15 protein-coding genes and 1 pseudogene are annotated in these 20,569 nt (G+C 72.1%); 3 read left to right on the forward strand and 13 right to left on the reverse strand.

The features are described from left to right. Nucleotides 1-7: 7 nt before the first annotated feature. From G567_RS29560 to G567_RS0117460, 3 genes are read right to left on the reverse strand one after another with little or no spacing between them, the layout of a single operon-like run. Nucleotides 8-973, reverse strand: coding sequence for an aromatic ring-hydroxylating oxygenase subunit alpha (locus G567_RS29560; RefSeq protein WP_051233228.1), 966 nt, complete (start codon nucleotides 971-973; stop codon nucleotides 8-10). A 22-nt stretch (nucleotides 974-995) separates the two neighbouring features. After that, complete coding sequence (locus G567_RS0117455; protein ID WP_211223958.1) at nucleotides 996-3,425, reverse strand: N,N-dimethylformamidase beta subunit family domain-containing protein; 2,430 nt, start codon at nucleotides 3,423-3,425, stop codon at nucleotides 996-998. Between the two features lie 48 nt (nucleotides 3,426-3,473). After that, complete coding sequence (locus G567_RS0117460) at nucleotides 3,474-3,923, reverse strand: N,N-dimethylformamidase alpha subunit family protein (protein WP_028930997.1); 450 nt, start codon at nucleotides 3,921-3,923, stop codon at nucleotides 3,474-3,476. A 281-nt stretch (nucleotides 3,924-4,204) separates the two neighbouring features. On the opposite strand from G567_RS0117460, the gene G567_RS0117465 reads away from it, so the two are divergent. Next, nucleotides 4,205-5,413, forward strand: a complete 1,209-nt coding sequence (locus tag G567_RS0117465; RefSeq protein ID WP_147201043.1) for a PucR family transcriptional regulator — start codon at nucleotides 4,205-4,207, stop codon at nucleotides 5,411-5,413. A gap of 11 nt (nucleotides 5,414-5,424) precedes the next feature. Here G567_RS0117465 and G567_RS0117470 read toward each other — a convergent pair whose 3' ends face one another. Both G567_RS0117470 and G567_RS29565 read right to left on the reverse strand, forming a co-directional pair. After that, a complete protein-coding gene (locus G567_RS0117470) occupies nucleotides 5,425-7,719 on the reverse strand; it encodes a N,N-dimethylformamidase beta subunit family domain-containing protein (RefSeq protein ID WP_028930999.1) in 2,295 nt (764 codons plus the stop codon). Further along, complete coding sequence (locus G567_RS29565) at nucleotides 7,716-8,111, reverse strand: N,N-dimethylformamidase alpha subunit family protein (protein WP_051233229.1); 396 nt, start codon at nucleotides 8,109-8,111, stop codon at nucleotides 7,716-7,718. The genes G567_RS0117470 and G567_RS29565 overlap by 4 nt, the downstream gene beginning before the upstream one ends. A 314-nt stretch (nucleotides 8,112-8,425) precedes the next feature. Here G567_RS29565 and G567_RS29570 point away from each other — a divergent pair, with 314 nt between their 5' ends. Continuing rightward, entirely contained in the window at nucleotides 8,426-10,876 is a 2,451-nt protein-coding gene (locus G567_RS29570) for a transglycosylase domain-containing protein (protein ID WP_245585688.1), read from the forward strand. A 49-nt stretch (nucleotides 10,877-10,925) separates the two neighbouring features. Further along, on the forward strand, nucleotides 10,926-11,183 hold the full coding sequence (locus tag G567_RS0117485; RefSeq protein WP_147201042.1) for a hypothetical protein: 258 nt from the start codon (nucleotides 10,926-10,928) through the stop codon (nucleotides 11,181-11,183). Nucleotides 11,184-11,188: 5 nt separating this feature from the next. Here G567_RS0117485 and G567_RS0117490 read toward each other — a convergent pair whose 3' ends face one another. From G567_RS0117490 to G567_RS0117525, 8 genes and pseudogenes are all read right to left on the reverse strand, one after another. Continuing rightward, entirely contained in the window at nucleotides 11,189-11,875 is a 687-nt protein-coding gene (locus tag G567_RS0117490; RefSeq protein WP_028931001.1) for a cyclase family protein, read from the reverse strand. 51 nt (nucleotides 11,876-11,926) lie between these two features. Further along, nucleotides 11,927-12,709 carry an SDR family NAD(P)-dependent oxidoreductase gene (locus G567_RS0117495; RefSeq protein WP_028931002.1) on the reverse strand — a complete coding sequence of 261 codons (783 nt, stop codon included), beginning with the start codon at nucleotides 12,707-12,709 and terminating at the stop codon, nucleotides 11,927-11,929. A 67-nt stretch (nucleotides 12,710-12,776) separates the two neighbouring features. Further along, nucleotides 12,777-15,215, reverse strand: a complete 2,439-nt coding sequence (locus G567_RS29575; protein WP_037057575.1) for a xanthine dehydrogenase family protein molybdopterin-binding subunit — start codon at nucleotides 15,213-15,215, stop codon at nucleotides 12,777-12,779. Nucleotides 15,216-15,253: 38 nt separating this feature from the next. After that, a pseudogene (locus tag G567_RS0117505) lies at nucleotides 15,254-15,724 on the reverse strand ((2Fe-2S)-binding protein); the annotation flags it as partial. A gap of 5 nt (nucleotides 15,725-15,729) precedes the next feature. Continuing rightward, nucleotides 15,730-16,599, reverse strand: a complete 870-nt coding sequence (locus G567_RS0117510) for an FAD binding domain-containing protein (RefSeq protein WP_028931004.1) — start codon at nucleotides 16,597-16,599, stop codon at nucleotides 15,730-15,732. Nucleotides 16,600-16,778: 179 nt separating this feature from the next. Beyond that, nucleotides 16,779-18,644: a helix-turn-helix domain-containing protein gene (locus G567_RS0117515; protein ID WP_161631719.1), complete on the reverse strand. Its 1,866-nt coding sequence runs from the start codon at nucleotides 18,642-18,644 to the stop codon at nucleotides 16,779-16,781. Nucleotides 18,645-18,728: 84 nt separating this feature from the next. Beyond that, complete coding sequence (locus tag G567_RS29580; protein WP_211223959.1) at nucleotides 18,729-19,835, reverse strand: tellurite resistance/C4-dicarboxylate transporter family protein; 1,107 nt, start codon at nucleotides 19,833-19,835, stop codon at nucleotides 18,729-18,731. Further along, the gene (locus tag G567_RS0117525) at nucleotides 19,825-20,538 is read right to left on the reverse strand and encodes a nucleoside/nucleotide kinase family protein (protein ID WP_084796213.1); all 714 of its coding nucleotides are present in this window, start codon (nucleotides 20,536-20,538) and stop codon (nucleotides 19,825-19,827) included. Before G567_RS0117525 ends, G567_RS29580 begins: the two co-directional genes overlap by 11 nt. Nucleotides 20,539-20,569: the final 31 nt, after the last annotated feature.

Below are 20,569 nucleotides of genomic sequence, written 5' to 3' on the forward strand. Positions count from 1 at the left end.
CCGCGGCTCACCCGCCCAGCAGGCTGCGCGCGTGGGTGAGGATCGGCGAGCCGTCGCCCATCCGCGCGCTGCGCGAGCGGGCGCGCGCCTCCCGGGCGACCGCCCGCCACCCCGCCGCGAGGGCGGCCGCCTCCTCGTCGGCGCCCTCCTCGACGACGCCCCCGGCCGCGTCCCCGCGGCGCGCGAACAGCGAGATCACGAGCGCCACCCCGTCGATCCGCGTCGGCTTCACCACGACGGTGGCCGCGTGGTCGGGCGCGCACACGAGGACCACGTTCGGGAAGGCCCGCCACAACCGGACCCCGCCGTCGTCCGGCGCGAGCGGCGCGCCCGCGTCCGCGGCCCGCGGCCGGCCGCGCATCGTGCCCGGTACGTCGGTGCCCGCGGCCAGGCGCTCCACGAGCCGCCCACTGCGCGGCGGCGCGCCCAGCGCCTCGAACAGCGCGTCGCCGGCCAGCTTCCAGTTGCAGTCGAGCTCGGCCCAGAACCGTGCGACGTGCCGGAGCCCGCCGAGGGCCGCGGCGGCCGCGCCCAGCGCGCCGAGTTGCTCCTCCAGCGGCGGCGGATCGGCGAGCGTCACGAAGATCAGCGGGCCCACCGTCCGCACCGGCACGTCCGCGAGCTTCTGCGGGTTGAAGCCGATGAACTGGCGCATCTGCCGGGTGGGCACGCCGTCGTCGGCGGCAACGGCATCGGTGTCGAGCGAGTGGGCGCACGAGACGTACGGGCAGTTCGTCTTGTGGCCGTGCCCGCACTGGGCGGGGATGGTCCAGCAGGAGCCGTACTGGAGCACGTTGAACCCCGCCCGCAACCCGCCGTCGGGTCCGCGCTGCACGTGCAGACCGTGATGCCCGACGGTGGCGGGCAGGAGATCACCGAGGCCGGGGATCTGCTGTTCCACCCCGACGCACACCCACGCCCGGGTCCAGATGCGTTCGTCCTCCAGCGCGAGCTCGCGCAGGGCGGCTGACATCGCGATGACCTCCGACCCGGACCTAGGAACCCTTCGGCGCCAGCGCGTCGATGCGCCTGCGGTTCAGCTCCGGGTCGTAGGCCAGCCGGCCGCGGTGCAGCACGGCGTCGGAGGGCGGGTCGGGCAGCGGCCCGTCCTGCATGAACCGGTCGAGCACGTTCTTCGTCAGCCGGGAGATGTTGTTGTCGTAGTTGTTGTGCGACAGCGAGCCGCAGTAGGCGATCGAGCTGAACGCGAAGCAGGCGCCGCCGCCCGGGGTCTCGTGGTAGGCGATATCGGCCCGCACCCGCGGATGTTCGGTGCCGGTGAGGCCGGCCTGGTTGAACCCGAAGTCCTCCATCACGAGCAAGTAGCCGTCGGTGTGGCGGCCCGCGGAGGTGGCGACGAGCAGGGTGTGCGGCGGCGAGCCGAGCGAGGTGTCGACGATGTCCAGTTCGGTTCCCGCGGCGCCGCCGCCGACCAGCCCGAAGTCGCCGAGGCGCTCGTCGTAGCCGATGCCCTCGAACGCCCAGGACACCCGCGGGTCGTTCGACTCCGGCGTGCGCGTGTAGTACGAGCCGATGTCGAACCCTTCGCTCGACATGCCGGTCCCGGCGACGGAGTGCAGATAACGGCCGACGTAGCGCCACATCCCGCCGAGCTGGCCGTTGGACTGGTGGTGGTACTCGCCGGGGTCGGCGCGCCAGGTGCGGATGCCGGACTCGCAGCGGCGCATCTCGGTGACCTCGCCGCGGCCGTAGGCCGGGTGGAAGGTGTGGATCCAGTAGAAGCCGTCGGCGCCCATGTACATGAAGCGCCCGCCGCGCTGCTTGTAGGCGTGGATCGCGTCGAGGTAGTTGGCGTCCTTGTGCTCGGGGTGGCTGCCGGTGATGAGGACGTTGTAGCCCTCGATCCGTTCCAGCCCGTCGTAGCTGATGTCCTCGTCGGCGATGACGTCGAACTCGTACCCCAGCTCGGTCAGCCAGTCGATGAGATGCAGGTCGGCGGGGAACTGCCACGGCGCCTGCATGAGGAAGTGGTCGTACTTCGGCCGGAACGACAGCACCGGCCGCAGCCGCGAGGACAGGCACAGCCCGCTCACGTCGGTGTGGGTGTCATAGATCGACCCGCCGTACTCCCGGTGCTCGGCCAGGAACATGTTCTGCGCCTGCAGGATCGGGATCCGGTAGACGAGCAGCTCGGCGCCGGCCGCGTTGGCCGCCAGATGCTCGTTGGCGTACGCCATGTAGTCGATCGTCGACATGATGACGCCGATCTTGGCGGTGCAGACCCCGAGCGGCGGGCGGACGAAGAACGGAACGTAGTCCTCGTCGCCGTCCTCCGAGGTGAGCTTGACGGCGTACACCGCGCTGCGCAGGTCCTCGGGGACCGGGAACTCGAAGTCGACGTCCCAGCGGGCGTCGTCGAGGTCGTCGTCGTGGAAGTGGATCGCGCCGTACTCCTGGGGGGCGTGCTGCCAGTTGGTCTCGACGCCGCGCCAGTTGTGGCCTGTCATGGCCCGGGTCGGCAGGTTCACCACCTCGCCGTGCAGTCGGTAGGGCCCCTTGTCGACGGCGGTGCGGGTGGGGATGCCCTCGGAGAAGTCCCAGGAGGCCACGAGGCAGGTCGACAGCTCGCCGGTCGGGCCCGGCCCGCGGCGCTCGTCGAGCTCGGGGCGCGCCCCCAGCTTCATCGTCTCGATCTCCATGCGACTCAGCGCCCGGTTGCACAGCCGGGGGCTGTCGATCTTGCCGTTGTAGTCGCCGCCCAGGATCACGCCGGGCACCGGGGACGTGCTCCCGGCCGGGCCCTCGTCGCGACGCTCCGCGTAGCCGGCCATGACCAGCGGCACGTCGGAATGCTCGATCCTCGTGTCCAGCGTCGCCTCCACGGGCTCGATCACGGGATCGAGCGCGTAGCGGATCTGTGGCTCGTGGTAGAGCACGGCCCGGCCCGATTCGGCGTCGAACGTCGCGGCCACGAAGTGCCACGCGTGGTCGCGCACGGGCACGCCGGTGGTGAGCCGTTCGCCGTTGATCCGCAGCTCGAGCGCGCCGTTCTCGTCGAGGAACAGGCCGTAGCCGCGGTCGTCCGACCATTTCGCGATCAGCGCCTGCGGCCCCGGCTTCCAGTAGCCCTCGACCTTCGTCGGCATCGTCGGCCAGATCCAGCACTGCAGCGTGAAGCCGGCCACCCGCAGCGGACGGCGGTCCGCGACGACCACGTGCGAGCCGCTGTGGATGACCTGCCTGCGGCCGTCGTGGCGGCCGTTGAACGGCGCGTCGAGCGGAACCTCCTTGAACCCCGGGCCCGCGGGATTGGTGTCCCCGTGGATCAGCCGCACCAGCTGGGCGTCGTAGGCGGCGGGCCCGTCGCAGTTGACGAAGAAGCGGATCGGGTCCCCCTGCTGCACGGACCACTTGTCGCCGTAGGCGGTGATCCGCATCCAGGCCGTGCCGTTGCCGCTGCTCATGGCTGCTCCTCGGGAGTCGTCGAGGGCATCGGGGACGCGGTGGGCGCGTCAGGTGACCGCCCAGTTGTCGTCGTGGCGCTTCCAGCCCTCGTGGAAGTCCTCCGGCATCCCGTCGGTCTCGGGGTACTGGTCCAGCCGCAGCAGGAAGATGTCGTGCTGGATCTCGTTCTCGTCGGTGTAGACCGTGTCGTTGACGAACTCCGGCGGCCTGCCGCGCACCCCGGTGAGCCTGCCGATCCGCCACTGCCGCTCCACCTCGGTGCAGATGACGACGTACTTGCCGCCGTGGGCGCCCGGCTGCATCGCGCGCATGCGCACGAGCACCTTGGCGAGGTCCATCTGCTCGTGGATGCCGCCGTGCGGCTCGATCGCGCTGCCCTGCCGCTCGGTGCGCAGGATCGAGCATCCGGCCACGCCCTTCATGTCGTCGATACACGCCCGGTGCTCGGCGATCATCCGGGCGCGCGCCTCGCTGTCCCGTGTCGGGATGGGGAACATCGAGCCCTCCCTCCGGTAGCGACCTTGTCTTCGCCGGCTCGGGTTCGGGGGGTGGTGTCGCGGACAGCGTCGCGAGCGCGGCGTCGGCCGCCAAGGCGCCTGGTGCAGGGCGCACCGATTGTGGCCGTCCAGAGCGACGCAGACGGCGGAAGGATGTATCGGCCCGCACTCCGGTGCCGGCGTGCCGGGGGACGGCCGCGGTGGACGGATGGACGCTGTCCCGCGCCGGGTCTACGGTGGTCTCGCGGTCGCAGGTCCCCGAAACGCGACGGGCCGGGTCGATGACCGGCAACATCGCTGACGACATCATCGCGCAGTGCGGCGACCTCGTCCGTCTCGCGTCGGCCTCCGACTCGCCCGAGGGCCTGGTGGCGGCCGCGTCCCACGCCCTCGGCCGCCCATTGGCGCTCCTCGACACCAGCGGCGCGCTCCTGGTCGCATCGTCCCCGTCCGCCCGCCCGGACGCGGGCGTGCTCACCACCGGAAGCGACGGGGCACCCGCCGGCTGGCACGTTCTCTCGGTGGAGCACGCCGGCGAGCCACTCGCCGTGCTCGCCGTGCGCGACGGCGGAACGCGGGAGGTGCCGCGCGGCATGCTCGAGCTCGTCGGTTCCCTGCTCGGCGAGCAGTTCGCGCGCACCGCATTGGCGAGCGCCGTGCGCGGCGAGCGCCGGACCGCGCTCCTTCGCCGGCTCGTCACCGACGACTCGATCACGGCGGCGGACATCCGGACCCAGGCGCGGTCCGCCGACCTGCGCCTCGCCGACTGCTACTGGCCCGCCCTGCTCGCGTGGACGGCGGGCCATCCCGGGCCGCGGACGCTCGCCGAGCTGGACCGCGAGGCGCAGCGCCTACCCGGGACCATCGCGGTGACGCTCACCCACAGGTCGGTTGCGCTGCTCATCCCCGTGCACGGTCCCGACGAGCCCTGCCGCGCGAGTGTGCACCGCGAGCTGGGCCGGCTGGTGTACCACGCACGTCACCTCGGACATCGTGACGTCCACGCGATCGCCGACGAGCGGAGCGCCGGGCTGAGCGAGCTCCCGGCCCGCGTCGGCCGGCTCCGGCGGATGCGGCGCTACCTGCCGCATACCGCCGGCGACGCACCCGTCCGCCCCGCGCGATCCTTCGCGCTCGCGTGCCTGTTGACCGACGGGCTCGAGCGAAGGCGCGCGGAGGACTTCGTGCGTCTGTGCCTGCGCAGGCTCCTGCGCCACGACCGTGACCATGGAACCGACCTGGCGCGGGTGCTGGAGCTGGCACTGGACTTCCCGCGGCGCGACGACGCGGCCCACGCGGGCTATATGCACCGCAACACGTTCCGCCGCCATCTGGCCCAGGCGCTCGAGCTCGTCGACACGGATCTGGAGGATCCCGAGGACCGGCTCACCGTCCATGTGGCGCTCAAGCTGCGCAGGCTCCTCGACACACCACTGGACGGGGCCGACGCCACGGACCGCCGGGGAAGCCGGGGAAGAGGTCCACCCTGAGGCCGGCAGCGTCAGCTGTCCGAGGCCGTCGCTCCGGCGGGGACGGGCTCGTCGCGCAGGAACCGGTCGAGGACGTTCCTGGTCAGCCGCGAGACGTTGTCGTCGTAGTTGTTGTGCGACAACGACCCGCAGTAGGCGATCGAGCTGGCCGACCAGACTGCGCCACCACCCGGCGTCGGGAAGTACGTGATGTCCGCCCGGACCTGGCCGCTCTGGCTGCCGCCCACCCCCGGTACGTTGAAGAACAGCTCCTCGAGCACCTCCAGGTAGATGTCGGTGTGGTTCTCGGAGACCGCACCGATGACGGTCTCCGGGGGCGTGCCCAGCGCCGTGTCGACGATGTCGAGCTCAAGCCCGGCGGCCCCGCCGCCGACGAGCCCGAAGTCGCCGATCTTCTCGTCCGGGTCGATGCCGTCGAACATCCACGCGGCCGGACCCCCGTCCCGGGCGTCCCCGGCAAGGCGGTAGTAGGACGAGACGTCGAACCCCTCGGCCCCGAAGCCGACCCCGACGAGCCGCTGCGGCGCGCGTCCGCGATGCCGCCACAGCGTGCCGTACTCCCCGGTGAACGACAGGTGGTACTCGCCGGGCGCGCACCGCCAGGCATTGGAGCCGTGCCCCTTGCGCACCTCGATGACGTTGCGGTCCTCGGGGTCGTAGTTGATCACCCAGTAGAAGCCGTTCGCGCCGAGATACATCAGGCGACCGCCGGAGCTCACGTACTGGTGCACGGCGTCGAGCATCTGCTCGGAGTAGTACTCCGGATGCGAGCCGGTCAGGACGACCTGGTAGGGCGCGAGCACGTCGACGCCCTCGTGGTGCAGGTCCTCGTCGGTCACGACGTCGAACTCGTAGCCGAGCTGGGTCAGCCAGTCGATGAGGTGCAGATCGGCGTTGAACTGCCACAACGACGGCGACAGCCAGTGCCGGAAACCGGGCCGCATGTTCAGGATCGGCCGCAGCCGGGTCGAGTAGGCCACCCCCGAGCCGTCGGCGTGGATGTCGTAGGTCGACAACCCGAACTCGCGGTGCTCGCTGAGCACGATGTTGCGCTGGTCGAGGACCGGGTTGCGCGCGACGAACAGCTGGGCCAGCGGCGCCCAGAGGGTCACGTGGTCGTTGGCGTAGGCCATGTAGCTCGCCGTCGGCGCGAGGAACACGATCTTCTTCTCCGCGCCGCGCGGCGCCCGCACATAGAACGGCACGTGGTCGACGTCGTCGTCGGCCCGCAGCCGCGCCGCGTACAGCCCCGACGGCAGATCGTCGGGGACGGTCAGGGTGAAGTCGACGTCCCAGCAGGCGTCGGTCAGGTCGTCGTCGTGGAAATGGATCGCGCCGTACTGCTCGGGGACGTGGATGAAGTTCTGCTCCGTGGCCCGCCAGTTGTAGCCGGTCATCCCCCGGGCCGGACCGTTCCACGCCCGGCCGTGCAACCGGTTGCGGGAGACGTCGGTGACCTGGCGGGTGTGGGCGACACCGTGGTCGGTGATCTCCTCCTGGAAGTCCCATGCGGCCACGAGATCGGTTCCGCGCGGGGTCTGCACGGCCCCCTCGGCCCGTTCCGGACCGAGGGCGACGGCGTGGACGCGCGGACGGTCGAGCTTGCCGTTGAAGTGGCCGCCGATGACCTGACGGGAGTCCTCGCCGGCCGGCGTCTCGACATATCCGGCCATCACGAACGGGACCGCGAGCCCGTCCGGCGCGCGGACCGGGCACGCCTCGGTGACGGTCGCGGTCGTGCTCTCCCACGAGGTGGCGAAGGCGAACCTGCTGTTCGTGACCGTGACGACCGGGGTCTGGCTGACGGTCAGGGCGCCGTCGGCGTCCTGGGAGGCCACGGCCAGATACCAGACACCGGCCAGCAGCGGCACGCCGGCGCTGGTGCGCTGGGTGTTCCCGGCGCCGTCGCCCACCCAGACCTGCAGCGCCCCGTCCTCGCCGATGAACAGGCCGTGCCCCGCCTCGCGCGAGGCGTCCCATTTGGTCAGCAGGCCCTGGACGCCGCCGCGCGGCGTCGTGGGCGCCACCGTGACCTGCAGCGTCCACTGCGCGCCGGGACGCAGCTTGGGGTGATCGGGCACCTCGACATGGGATCCGCTGACGACGCGCTGGACCCGGCCGGGGAAGTCGGCGTCGATACCGGTCTGCACCGGCTCGATCTTCTCCCCCGGCCCGTCGGGGTTGGTGTCGCCGTGGATGAGCCGGACGATGTCGGCGTGGTAGCGCTCGGTGTCGCAGCTGACCAGAAAGTCGACGTCCTGGCCGGGAAAGACCGACAGCTGCCTGCTGTAGCCGATGACCTTCATGCCGAGGCCTCCTCGCCGCCGGTCAGCCCGTTGTCCCGAAGCCGCTTGCGGAAGATCGCGTGCTCGGCCTCGAACCGGTCGGTGAAAGTGTCGTCGAGGAGCGTCGGAGGCTGGTCCGGCTCGCCGGTGATCTCGGCGATGCGCCATTCCTCATGCGGCCTGGTGCAGACCAGGATGTACTTCCCCTTCATCACCAGCTGGTTCTTGCGCAGATAGGTGAGCACCCGCTCCAGGTCGTCGCTGTGCTTGCCGATGGGAGTGGCGCGGTGCTCCTCGATGATCTCCGCGGTGACCCGCGGAGCGATCTCGGTCTCGAAGATGTGCTTCTCGACCTGGCGGTAGGCGGCGTGTGCCCTGGCGTTCTGCTCCTCGAGCGAGGGAAGGCGTGCCACGAGGTCTCCTCTGGTCGTCTTCTCGCGGGGCACGGGCCACGGCCGTCGCGGGCACCCCGCGAAAATGATGTGCGTCACTGCCAGGGCGTCGACGCTAGCCCCACCCCGGGCGCTGCCCAAGGGGCGCGCACACCAGTCCGCGTCCGGTCGGGGGGCCTTGACTACACAGGGTGGCGCAACGCCCGGGCCGGCGTGCGACGTACACCCGATCCACGCGGACGTTCGGGTGATGAGCCACGCCGGAGCGCACCGTCAGCGCGGAAACGATCGTTGGCCCTCGCGACGAGTCGAGTGTCGGAAGGAGGGCCACGCGAGTGTCCACAGCGCACCCGCCACCGCCCTCCCGGATCGGCCGTCCCACCCGACGGCCCGCCCCCGGCCATCCGGCCCGGCGTGGCGGCAGCCCGCGCCGGGCCGGCGTGGGCTGGTGGCAACCCCCCGCACCGGCCCGGCGGCGCCCGGGAACCGGCGAGGCGGGACGCGTCCGCCTCGCCGTCCCGGATCAGCGTGACCGGTCGGACCCCGAAACCGGCGCGCGCGGCAGGCGGCGCGCCCGCCGCCCGGTCGGTCCGCTCGACCTGCTCCGGGCCTGGTTGGACCCGGGCTCGCCGGGTCGCCCCCCGCTCACCACCGACGACCGCCGCGCCCGCCGCCGGCGCCTGCTGCGCTGGGCGTTCCTCGGTGGCCTCGCCACCCTCGTCGTGGTTCCGCTGCTGCTGTTCGTCGTCGGCTATGCCTTCTTCTCCGTGCCCAGCCCCGACGAGGCGGTGAACAACCAGGTCTCGCTCGTCTCCTACGCCGACGGCAGCCGGCTCGCGCGGCTCGTCCCCGAGCAGGGCAACCGGATCAAGGTGCCGCTGGAGACGATCCCGGTGCCGGTGCGCAACGCCGTGCTCGCCGCTGAGGACCGCACCTTCTACTCCAATCCCGGATTCGACCTGACCGGCATCCTGCGTGCGGCGTGGAACCAGCTGCGCGGCGGGGCCGGCGGGGGCTCCACGATCACCCAGCAGTACGTGAAGACGACCCTGGTCGGCAACGAGCCGACGCTCTGGCGCAAGTACAAGGAGATGATCGTCGCGGTCAAGCTCAACCAGGAGAAGACCAAGGACGAGATCCTCGGCGGCTACCTCAACGCGATCTACTTCGGCCGCGGCGCGTACGGGGTGCAGTCGGCCAGCCAGGCCTATTTCGGCAAGACCGTCGACGAGCTCTCCGCCAGCGAGGGTGCGCTGCTCGCCGGGGTGATCCAGTCCCCGTCGCGCTGGGACCCGGCGATCAACCCGGACAAGGCCGTGGCGCGCTGGGAGTTCGTGCTCGACGGCATGGTGTCGCAGGGCTGGCTGTCCCCCGCCGAGCGGGCCACCGCGAAGTTCCCGCAGACCGTGCCGCGCAAGAGCGCGTCCCACGGCGCCCCAACCGACAGCCGCGGACACATCGTGACCGCGGTGCGCGAGGAGCTCGAGGAGCTGGGCATCTCGGACCAGGAGTTCAGGGAGGGGCTGCGGATCACCACCACCATCGACCCCGAGCGGCAGCACGAGGCGGTCGAGGCGGCGCACCGGACGCTGGCCGGGCAGCCGCCGAACCTGCGCAGCGCCGTCGTCGGGATCGACCCGGACACCGGCGGCATCCTCGCCTACTACGGGGGCGACAACGGGGTCGGGCTGGACTACGCGCGGGTGCACAAGCAGGCCGGGTCGACGTTCAAACCGTTCGTGGTGCTTGCGGCGCTGCAGCAGGACCCGCCGATCGGGCTCGGGACGACGTTCGACGGCGCGGCGGTGCCGGGCCTGCGCAACGCCGAGGGCGCCGACTGCGCGCGCTGCGACCTCAAACAGGCCATGACGATCTCCAACAACGTCGTGTTCAACACGCTGGCGAAGCAGATCGGCCCGGAGCGGATCGCGGCCGCCGCCCGCAGCGCGGGCATCACCTCCTCGCTCGACAACCCCGACGAGCGGATCGCCCTGGGCAACAAGGAGGTCACCCCACTGGAACTAGCGTCAGCCTATGCGACGATCGCGGCGGGCGGGGTCTGGCACCAGCCGCATCTGGTCGCCGAGGTCGTCACCGCCGACGGCCGGGTGCTCTTCACGGCGCCCGACTCCGGCGGCGAGCGTCGTTTCTCGCAGCGGGTGGCCCGCAACGTCACCGAGGCCATGATCGACGTCGCCGAACACGACGGCCTCGCGCCGTCGGGGGTGCGCCAGGTCGCGGCGAAGACCGGCACCGTGCAGTCCCGGTTCGAGGGGCAGAACAACGACGCGTGGATGAGCGGGTTCACCACCGACCTGGCCGTCACGGTCTGGATCGGCACGGATATGAACTCCCCGATCCGCACCGCAGGCGGCGAGCCCATCTCCGGATCCACCCTACCCGGCAGGACGTGGCAGCGCTTCATGGCCGACGCCGCGCGCGAACGGCCGCCGGCGCCCTTCGCTTCCTACCGTCCGATCGGTGACCCGCCGTCGAACCGGGAGCCGGGGGAGGATCCGCGGGTGACCTCGACCCCGACCGCGGCGGCTCCGACCCCGGCCCCCGCGCCGACGTCGGAGCCGGCTCCGCCGCCCACACCGGGCCCGGAACACGGCGCACCGGCCGGCGCCGACCGTTCCGCCGTGCCACAGCGACCCCAGCAGGCCGGCACACCAGGCCCGGCCGCGCCCGGCCCCGACCCGCGGGCGGCGCGGGTCGCCCCGGCGCCCACGACGAACGCGCAGCCGACGCCGGCGCCGGACTGCAGCGTCGTGCCCTGCGGGTGATCCGCCACAGGCGGTGTCCGCGACCGGCCGCGGCGGCTACCGTGGCGGAATGACCAGGTCGAACACGCCGCGCGACGAGCGGACCTTCGACGTGGTGGCGTGGATGTCCGAGCGCCGGATGGTGCTCTACGTTCCCGCCATCGAGGCGGCCACCAGCGTGCGGGACGCCGCCGACGCCGACGAAGCGGTCCGCGATCTGATCGCGGTGCTGACCGGTCTCGACGCCGCAACGATCAGCTGCGATATCCGGCTGGGGCGCCCCGGCGGGGGGTTACCCGGGGTCGCCGGGGCCGCCGGGGTTCCCTGATCGCCTCACTCGACGAGCGCGACGGCGCGAGTCGGGCCGCCGTGCGCGCCGCGCAGCTTGAGCGGGAAGCCGATGAACGTGAACCTGGCGTTCACCACCCGGTCCAGATGTGCCAGGTTCTCGTAATGGGTGATGTGCTCCCGGCGGCACATCATGTGGCAGGGATAGCTGGTGCTCGCGGGATTGTCCGGGGTCGGGCTGTCGACCCCGAACGTCTTGATCTGTCGGCGCACGATCCACTCGCTCGCCGACTCCCCGAGGCCCGGGAAGTCGGTGAGGTAGCGCCGGTCCCCGGCGTAGCGGTTCCAGGTCGCGGTGTGGAACAGCACGATGTCGCCGGGCCGTACGTCGACCGGCGACGCCGCCTCGACGCGATCGAGGTCCGTGGCTGTGATATCGGTCCGCGGCGTGAACTCGGTGACGTCGAGGCAGACCGCCGGGCCGAAGAACAGCTCGAGCGACATCTTCTCGATCGTCTCCGCCGCCGGGTCCGGATCGAGATGGGAGAACGAGTCGACGTGAGTGGGACCGTTGTCGTTGAGCATGAATCCGGTGGTCTGGAAGGAGAACCCACCCTCGAACCGCGGGGCCGTCTCCTCATGCGTGGTGTGTTCGAACTGCACCGTCTTGAGGTGCCCCGGGTAGACCTTCATCCCCTCGTAGATGTCCTGCGACAGGTCGATGATCCGCATCCGAGCCTCGCCCTCCCTCGGCGGGTTCCACGGGACGGAGTCCCGTGGGTTTCAGTACATGACGGCACCGGCGCTGACGTTGAGGTCCTCGCCGGTGATGGCCGCCGCGGCGTCCGAGGCCAGGAACGCGCATGCGCGGGCCACCTCGTCGGCCTCGACCAACCGGCCCAGCGGCGACGACCCGGTGAACGCAGCCAGCGCCTCGTCCTCGCCGATCCCGCGGGCCGCCGCCTGCCTGCGGATCACCTCGTCGATCCGCGGCCCGGCAACCGCTCCCGGGCACACCGCGTTCACCCGGATCCCGTGCGGGCCCAGCTCGACGGCGAGGGTCCGGACCAGCCCGATCACGCCCAGCTTCGCCGCGGCATACGGCGTGCGCCCGTGCAGCGGACGCTTTCCGGTCATCGACGAGATCGCGATCAGGCTTCCGGCCCGGCGCGCGATCAGGCCGGGGACGAACGCGCGGAAGGTGAGGAACACCCCGTCCAGGTCTGTGGCAAGGGTGGCGCGCCACTCGTCCAGGGTGATCTCGTGCAGCGGTGCGGTCGGCCCGGCTGTCCCGGCGTTGGCGACGACGGTGTGCACCGGGCCGAGCGTCTCGTCGGCCCGCGTGAGCTGCTCCGCCATCGCGGCCACCGAGGCCTCCTCCTGAACGTCGCAGACCAGCGGCACCGCGGTACCGCCGGCCTTCTCGATCTCGGCCGCGGTATCACCCAGCGCCGCCGGATCCCGAGCCGCGGCGGCCACGGCGAACCCGTCCGCGGCGAGCGCGACCGCGATCGCCCGCCCGATGCCCCGGTTCGCGCCGGTGACGACGGCGATCCGCTGGCTCATGCCCGACTCGCTCGCGGAAACACCGCGACTCGCGCTCGGGAGTACGGCGACTCGCGGGGCTTGCGGGTCACCGGGGGGTGCGCAGGGCGGCGCGGATGCGTTCCGGGGTCATGGGCAGCTCCGTCAGGCGGACGCCGAGCGGCGCGAGCGCGTCGTTGACCGCGGCGTTCACCGCGGCAGGTGCCATCATCCGGCCGCCCTCGCCGCCGCCCTTGATCCCGTGCGGGGTGTAGGGCGAGGGCGTCTCGACATGTCCGATGGCCAGCTCCGGCACCTCCATCGCCGACGGGATGAGGTAGTCCATGTAGCTGGAGGAGAGCAGCTGCCCGTCGTCGTCGTAGACGTACTCCTCGTACAGCGCGGTCCCAATACCCTGCGCGACCCCGCCGAGGATGTGCCCGGCGAGCGAACGCGGATTCACCAGTGTCCCGCAGTCGTGCACGGCCGCATAGGCCAGGAACCGGACCGCTCCGCTCTCGATGTCCACCTCGACCACCGGGATGTGGCAGGCATGCCCGACGAACGGATAGAAGACACCGAGGTCCTTGCGGTCCGCCGAGGGCATCGTCGTGTACGGGTGGTCGAAGACCTTCGACTCCTCCAGCCCGCTCTCGATATCCTCGGGAAAACCGTGCTTGAACAGGTGCAGCGCGATCGCGATATCGCCCAGCGACTTCCGCCGATCCGGCACGCCCCGCACCTGGTACCCGCCGTCGGCCCACTCGAGATCGTCCGGGTCGGCCTCCAGCAGATGTGCCGCGGCCCGCCGCGCCTTGGCCTTGATCTTCGCGGTGGCACCCTCGACGGCACCGGCGAGCATCACCGTGGTCCGCGAGCCACCGGGGCCGGTGGCCGGCAGACCGTTTCGGCTGCCCTGGTAGGCGACCGAGACGTCGTGCGGGTCGCAGTCGAACTCCTCGGCGACGAGCTGGGCCACCATCGTCTCGGGGCTGTTGCCCCAGAACGCGCAGGAGTACAGGGTCGCGGTGATCCCGCCGGTGGCGTCCACGGTGAGCGTCACGCTCTCCGGCATGCTCGTGACCGGCGCGCCCGGCTCGTCGAACCAGAACCAGAACTCGGTCGCCGAGAAGACGCTGCGCTCCGCGCAGGTGATCAGGCCGATCCCGATGTAGCGGCCCTCCTGCTCGCGCAGCCGCTTCTGCTCGGTGCGCCAGTGGTCGTAGCGGCCCAGCCGCAGCGTCTGGTCGAGCACGGCGTCGTAGTCGCCGGAGTCGTAGACGTTGCCGGTCGGGATGAAGTACGGGAAGTCCCGGATGAAGTTGCGCCGCCGGATCTCGACGGGGTCCATGCCCAGCTCCCGGGCGGCCTTGTCGACCATCTGCTCGAGCATCCAGTTGTTGACCTCCGAGCCGAAACCCCGGTACGCCCCCTGCTGGTTCTTGTTGGTCAGCGCCGCCCGTACCCGGTAGCGCACGCTGCCGATCGTGTACGGGCCGACGACCTGGGCCAGCGCGTTGCCGTGGTGACCGACGCCGAACTGGATGTAGGCGCCGTAGTCGTCGATCACGTCGATCGCGAGGCCGCGCAGCGTGCCGTCGCGCATCACCGCGAGCTCGACGTCATAGACCCGGTCGGAGCCGTGATGATCGCAGTTGGCGATGTTGTCGACGCGGTCCTCGAGGAAGACGACCGGACGCCCCACCATCCGCGAGCACATCCCAGCGAGGACCAGAGGCTTGGTGACGAACAGCTTGGAGCCGAAGCTGCCGCCCGCGGGCACCTGCCGGACGTCGAGCCGGTTCGCCGGAATCCGCAGCGAGGCCGCCGCCATGAACAGGTAGCTGGTGAACGACAGCGAGTTGGTGTGCACGGTGAGCTGGCCGGAACCGTGGTCGAAGTCGGCGATCGCGCCGACGGTCTCCAGCGGCTGCCCGCCCGAACGGTGCCAGCGCAGCCGGTCCCGCACGACCAGGTCGGCCTCGGCGAAGTCGCGCTCGACGTCGCCGAAGTCGAAGCTGCGCTCGTAGGCGCAGTTCGTCCCCAGCGGCTCGTGGACGAGCGGCGCGCCCGGTTCCAGCGCCGCCTGCGGGTCGACGATCGGGGGCAGCGACTCGTACTCCACCTGGATCAGTTCGAGCGCGTCCTCGGCGAGGTAGCGGCTGTCCGCGACGACGACAGCGACTCCCTCGCCGACATAGCGCACCGTGTCCACCGCGAGGCAGCGCCAGACGTGGTTGGCCGGGTCGGGGCCGAAGTCGGGCAGCGGGTCGGTGAGCTCGGCGGCCTGTGCCCCGGTGATCACCGCGTGCACGCCGTCGAGCGCGGCCGCCGCCGCGGTGTCGATCGAGACGATCCGCGCGTGCGGATGCGGGCTGCGCAGCACGGCGGCGTGCAGCATGCCCGGGGTGACCAGATCGGCGAGATAGCCGCCGCGGCCGCGCAGGAACTTGGGGTCCTCGACGCGGCGGACGGACTGGCCTACCCACCTCCGATCGCGCTTGTGCGTGCGTGCCGGGGGTGGCGCGGGGCGGTCGATCGTGGTCATGACCTCACCTCGACATCGTGCGTGGCGTTCTGTCCGGTGCGCATCCGGGCCGCCGCGGCCAGTACGGCCTCGACGATGTACTGGTATCCGGTGCAGCGGCACAGGTTGCTGGCGATGCCCTCGCGGACCTGCGCGGATGTCGGATCCGGGTTGTGCGCGAGGATCTCGCAGGCCCGCATGAGCATCCCCGGGGTGCAGTAGCCGCATTGCAGGCCCTGTTTGGCCCAGAACTCGTCCTGCAGCGGGTGCAGCGTCGGGCCATCGGCGAGGCTCTCGACGGTCCTGATCTCGGCGCCGTCGGCCTGCACCGCGAACGTGATGCAGGAGCGGATGCTCGCACCGTCCCGCAGCACCGTGCAGGTGCCACAGACGCCGTGCTCGCAGCCGATGTGGACCTCCTTGAGACTCAACTCGTCGCGCAGGAGATCGACGAGCAGCATCCGCGGCTCCACCTCGGCGATGTGCCTGCGGCCGTTCACCGTCAGGGTGATCGTGTGCTTCTCGGCCATGGGACTCACCTCTGGTCCTGGGCGCGGTGCAGGGCGAGCGTCACGGCGCGGCGCACGTGGCTGCGGGCCAGCTCGATCCGGGTCTGCGCGCTCGCATGCAGGTCCCCGGCGGGCCGGACGCCGGAGACCGCGGCATCGGCCGCCGCGGCGATCGTGGCGTCGTCCGGGACGGCGCCGGTGAGGACGTCCTCGGCGGCGGTGGCGCGGATGGCCGTCGGGGCGACCCCGGTGAGCGCAAGTGCCGCTCGGCTGATCCGGTCGCCGTCGAGCTCGACCAGCGCGGCGACCGCGACGATCGCGAAGTTGCCGTGGGTACGGGCGAACTCGACGAACGCGTACCCGCCCGCGCGCCGCGGCAGCCGGATCTCGGTGAGGATCTCGTCGGCGGCCAGTGCCGTGCTGAACGGCCCGCGCAGGAACTCCGCCGCCGGGATCGTGCGGGTCCCGCCTGGTCCGGCGGCGACGAGGTCGGCGTCGAGCGCGAGTGCGACGGCGGGCAGCTCGGCGGCGGGGTCGGCGTGCGCCAGGCTGCCGCCGATGGTGCCGCTGTTGCGGATCGGGGTGTGCCCGACCAGCCCGGTCGCCTCGGCCAGCAGCGGTGCGGCAATCGCCACCTCGGGGGCCTGCTCGATCTGCGACTGCCGGGTCATCGCCCCGATCACCAGGACGTCGCCGTCGAGCCGGATGCCCGACAGCTCCGCGACGTTGCGCAGATCGATGAGGTGGCTCGGCTCGGCGAGCCGGAAGTTCATCAGCGGGATCAGGCTCTGGCCCCCGGCGAGCACCCGGGGCTCGGCGTCGGCGTGCTCGGCGAGCAGCCCGACGGCCTCGGCGATCGTGGGCGGCGCGGCGTAGGAGAAGGGTGGCGGTTTCACAGCGGCCTCCGCGACGAGGTGTGCTGGACGGCGCGCGCCGGGTTGCGGCCTGCGGCACGCGCCTCTCTCGATGTTGCTGGCCCGCGTCGGGATGGACCATGTGTGCCGGCCCAGGAAAACCGGCGTGCCGCTGGGGCCGGGCACAAGCCGGCGCGGCGGCCGGGGGTAGCCCCGCTGCGCTAAGCGTCCGCCCGGACGATGTCGCGGATCGTCAACGCGAGCTGCAGCTCCAGCCGCACCCCGATATCGCGCAGGTTGCGCCCGGTGAGCTGCTCGATGCGGCCGAGGCGGTAACCGACGGTGTTGGGATGCACGACCAGCGCCCTCGCGGCCGTCGTCGTCGAGCACCCGGTGGCGAGCCAGATCCGCAGGGTGGCGAGCAGGTCGCCGCCGCGCTGCGCCTCGTACACCACCACCGGACGCAGCAGCCCGCGGGCGAACCGGCGCAGCGCATCCGGGGTTCCGGTCTCCAGCAGCAGCGCGGACAGCCCGAGCTCGCGGACGTCCACCAGCCCGCCGGGGCGACTCGCCCGGCGCAGCGCCATCGCCCCGCGCGCCACCCGGAACGCGGCGGCGTAGTCGGAAACGGCATGGGCGACCGGCCCGGCCACCAGGGTCGGGGTGGCGTCCGATCCGACCGCCCGTTCGATATGCACCAGGATCCGGCGCAGCGCCTCGCCCGGATCCGGCTCGGCGGGCAGCAGCACCACCTGCAGCCCGTCGTAGGGTCCGGCCAGCGGGCAGGGACCCGGTTCGGCCGCGGACCTGGCCAGCTCCGGCAGCCGTACCGCCGGCGGGACCGGGCCGTCCACCGCCAGCACCGCGACGAGGTGCGGGTGGCTCAGATCGTGCCCGAGCGCCGCCGCCCGGTCGAGGACGACCTGCGGACGCAGGGGGCCGTCGACGCGCAGCAGGTCCGCGAGCAGGTCGCCGGACAGCCGCCCGTGCACGTCGACCAGATGCCGCTGCTGCAGCAGCTCCAACGCAACGACCAGTGCGAACCGCTCCACGACCCGCAGTTGGACGGGCTCCGGCGCCGCGGGTGGCGCGGTGACCCACAGCCGTCCCACCAGCTCCCCGCCCAGCACCACCGGCGCCGCCCACGCGATCTCCCCCGCAACGACGCCCGGAGCCCCGGGCAGCACCGGACCGCCGGCCGGCACGATGGGGACTTCGGCGACCTCGTAGCGCCGGTCCATGGCGGACTCCTGGGCCGCCAGCGCCTTGCGGGCCGGGGCGCGCCGCCGGGCCGCGGCGTCCGGCGGCGGCCGATATCCCTGATCGGGAGCGCTGACGAGCACCCGACCCTCGGCGTCCTCGACCGTGACCGATGCGCCGAGGGTCTCGGCGAGTGCCGAGACCAACCCGGCGAGACCGACCTCGGCGAGCACCAGCTGCATCAGCCGATGGTGTTGCTGTTCGGCCCACTCCAGGACGGCCCGCCCGCGGCGCAGCTCCGCGTTGGCCCGCGACAGCTCGCCGATCACGTCCTGCTGGGCGGTCCGCAGCCGCGCGGTCTCCAGCGCCAGTGCCGCCTGCCCGGCGAGCAGCTCGATCAGCTCCAGCTCGGGGCCGGCGAACTCTCGGGCGGCCACCGAATAGGCGACGATCACCCCGGCCAGGTCGTCCACGGCGCGCAGCGGCACACTCACCAGCGCGTGGTAGCCCTGCGCGGGAGCGAGCTGCCGCAACAGGCCGTAGCGCCACGCGGAACGCACGTCGGGGACGACGATGGTGCGACCCTCGCGGAACGCCCGGGCCGCGGGCGTGTCCAGCTGCGGACCGGGCGGGTGGATGAGCAGGGCGTCACCGTCGCTGACCAGCGCGACGTAGCCGGGGCTGAGCCCGCACCATCCGGCCACCCGTAGGTGCTCGCGCGCCGGGTCGGCGAGCATCACCGCGCAGGACTCGAAACCGATCAACCGGCAGGCCTGCCGCGCGACCCGGGTGAGCACCGCCTCGAGCGGCTCGGCGGCGTTGACGGCGCGGGCGATCTCGCTGACCGCGGACATCCACGACCGCAGCGAGGCCGGAACCTCCGACACGCTCACACTGTGCACCCTCGCCGCCGCACCCCCCGCTGGCAAGGGCGCTCGCTGTCCCGGGCACGGAACCGGCGCCGGCCCGGGTCAGCTCACGGCGGAGCGGCGCGGGATCGACGGCTGTTCACCGGCCCGCGAGCCCGGACGCACCACCACGGTGCGCACCAGGTGCACGATCATGGCCAGGAAAGCCGCGGCCCAGGCGGCGAGCGCCACCCACGTCTCGTGCTGCCCGATCGCCTGCACGATCGGCAGCAGATCGGCCTGGCCGATGTCGTATCCGGCGACGCCGTACATGCCGAGCGGGAACACGATGCTCCACAGCGCCGAGTCGTACCGCAGCGGGACCCGGTGGGTGATGTGGCGCCACCAGCCGGCCGCGACGAGCGGCGGGATCAGCCAGGTACCGACCGACCAGAACACCACCGACAACCCGGCGACGAGACCGCGGGTCACCTCGACCGCAGGGGTGTCGAGCATCTGCACGATCTGGGACCCGGACAGCACGGTGATCGCGGTCGCCCCCATCGCCACCCAGTAGGGCGGGGTGAGGTCGCTGGGGCCCACCGGGTACAGCATCAGCCGGGCCGCGACGAAGACGCCCGCGGCCCCGTACAGGAAGATGCCGACCGACCAGGACCCGAAGGCCAGCAGCGCGAGTTCCCGGGTCCCGAAGCCGACGATCGGCTGCAGCGCCGCGGCCAGTACCGCGACGGACTGGCTGGCCACGACCCAGACGAACCAGGTGCCGTTCGCGCCGGCCACCACCGGTCGTTTCGTGCGGGAGAGCACGGCGGTCCACGGCACCACGTACCCGAGCACCAGCCACGCCAGCCCGCCGCAGGCCAGCAGCCCCAGCGCGACCCCGTGATGACCGTCGGCCAGCAGCCGGGCACCCAGCACGTCGGTCCCGGCCACGAAGGTGAAGAACCCGAATCCCCGGCGGGGGTCGGAGAAATCGGCCAGCACGTTCGCCCGGAACGCGATCCACCGCCAGCAGCTCAGCACGACCAGGACCGCGTAGCACGCCACGGCGAGCCACATCAGGATCGCCGACAGCGTGCCGAGGCCGAGGTTCCCGACCCCGACCGACACGATGCCGGTGGCCATGACCAGCGCGAAGTAGCCGGGATCCAGGGTCGCCACCGCGGCCCGCAGCGCGGCCCACCGGCCACGGCCATCGTCAACGCTCACCGCGGCACCCTCCGTCGATCTCCTCCAGCACCGCGCTGGGCACCACGAGATCGGCGCGCCGAGCGGTGCCCGCCACCAGCATCGCGTTGGGACCGTCGACGTCACGCACCCAGCGCCGGGCAAAACCGGGTTCCTTGCCGAACGCCACATGCCGGGCAACGAGCCGCGCGAGCCGGACGTCCTCGCGCAGAGCGCAGAACCACACCTCGTCGAGCACCGCGGCCACCGGGCGCCACACCTCGTCGTCGACGAGCAGGTAGTTGCCCTCGGTGAGGACGAGCCGCGCCGCCCGCGGCACCACGATCGCCCCGGCCAGCGGCTGTTCCAGGGTCCGCTCGAACGCGGGCGCGTAGACGACCGCCTCGTCGTCGGCCCGCAACCGGCGCAGCAGCGCGCGGTACCCGCCGGCGTCGAAGGTCTCCGGGGCACCCTTGCGGTCGCGCAGACCGAGCCGTTCCAGGGCGACGTCGGCGAGATGGAACCCGTCCATCGGCACGGGGGCGACCCACTCCCCCGCCGCCAGCCCGGCGGGCGGGGCCGGCTCCAAGGCCGCGCAGAGCCGTTCGACCAGCGTGGACTTGCCCGCGCCCGGGCTGCCGGTGATGCCGAGCAGCACCCGTCGGCGGCCGTCGCCGACGAGGGCGCGGGCGCGCTCGCACAGGCCGGCGAGCGTCGGTGTGGATGTCGGTGGGGATGCGGTCACTATGGCTCGGCACTGTAGACGGCCCGCGACG

Origin of the sequence: Pseudonocardia asaccharolytica DSM 44247 = NBRC 16224 (assembly GCF_000423625.1) — a bacterium.
Classification (GTDB): domain Bacteria; phylum Actinomycetota; class Actinomycetes; order Mycobacteriales; family Pseudonocardiaceae; genus Pseudonocardia; species Pseudonocardia asaccharolytica.

Excerpts from the sequence above, each read along its gene's own strand:
- G567_RS29560 (WP_051233228.1), bottom strand. The coding sequence starts at position 973 with ATGTCAGCCGCCCTGCGCGAGCTCGCGCTGGAGGACGAACGCATCTGG.
- G567_RS0117455 (WP_211223958.1), bottom strand. The coding sequence starts at position 3,425 with ATGAGCAGCGGCAACGGCACGGCCTGGATGCGGATCACCGCCTACGGC.
- G567_RS0117460 (WP_028930997.1), bottom strand. The coding sequence starts at position 3,923 with ATGTTCCCCATCCCGACACGGGACAGCGAGGCGCGCGCCCGGATGATC.
- G567_RS0117465 (WP_147201043.1), top strand. The coding sequence starts at position 4,205 with ATGACCGGCAACATCGCTGACGACATCATCGCGCAGTGCGGCGACCTC.
- G567_RS0117470 (WP_028930999.1), bottom strand. The coding sequence starts at position 7,719 with ATGAAGGTCATCGGCTACAGCAGGCAGCTGTCGGTCTTTCCCGGCCAG.
- G567_RS0117485 (WP_147201042.1), top strand. The coding sequence starts at position 10,926 with ATGACCAGGTCGAACACGCCGCGCGACGAGCGGACCTTCGACGTGGTG.
- G567_RS0117490 (WP_028931001.1), bottom strand. The coding sequence starts at position 11,875 with ATGCGGATCATCGACCTGTCGCAGGACATCTACGAGGGGATGAAGGTC.
- G567_RS0117495 (WP_028931002.1), bottom strand. The coding sequence starts at position 12,709 with ATGAGCCAGCGGATCGCCGTCGTCACCGGCGCGAACCGGGGCATCGGG.
- G567_RS29575 (WP_037057575.1), bottom strand. The coding sequence starts at position 15,215 with ATGACCACGATCGACCGCCCCGCGCCACCCCCGGCACGCACGCACAAG.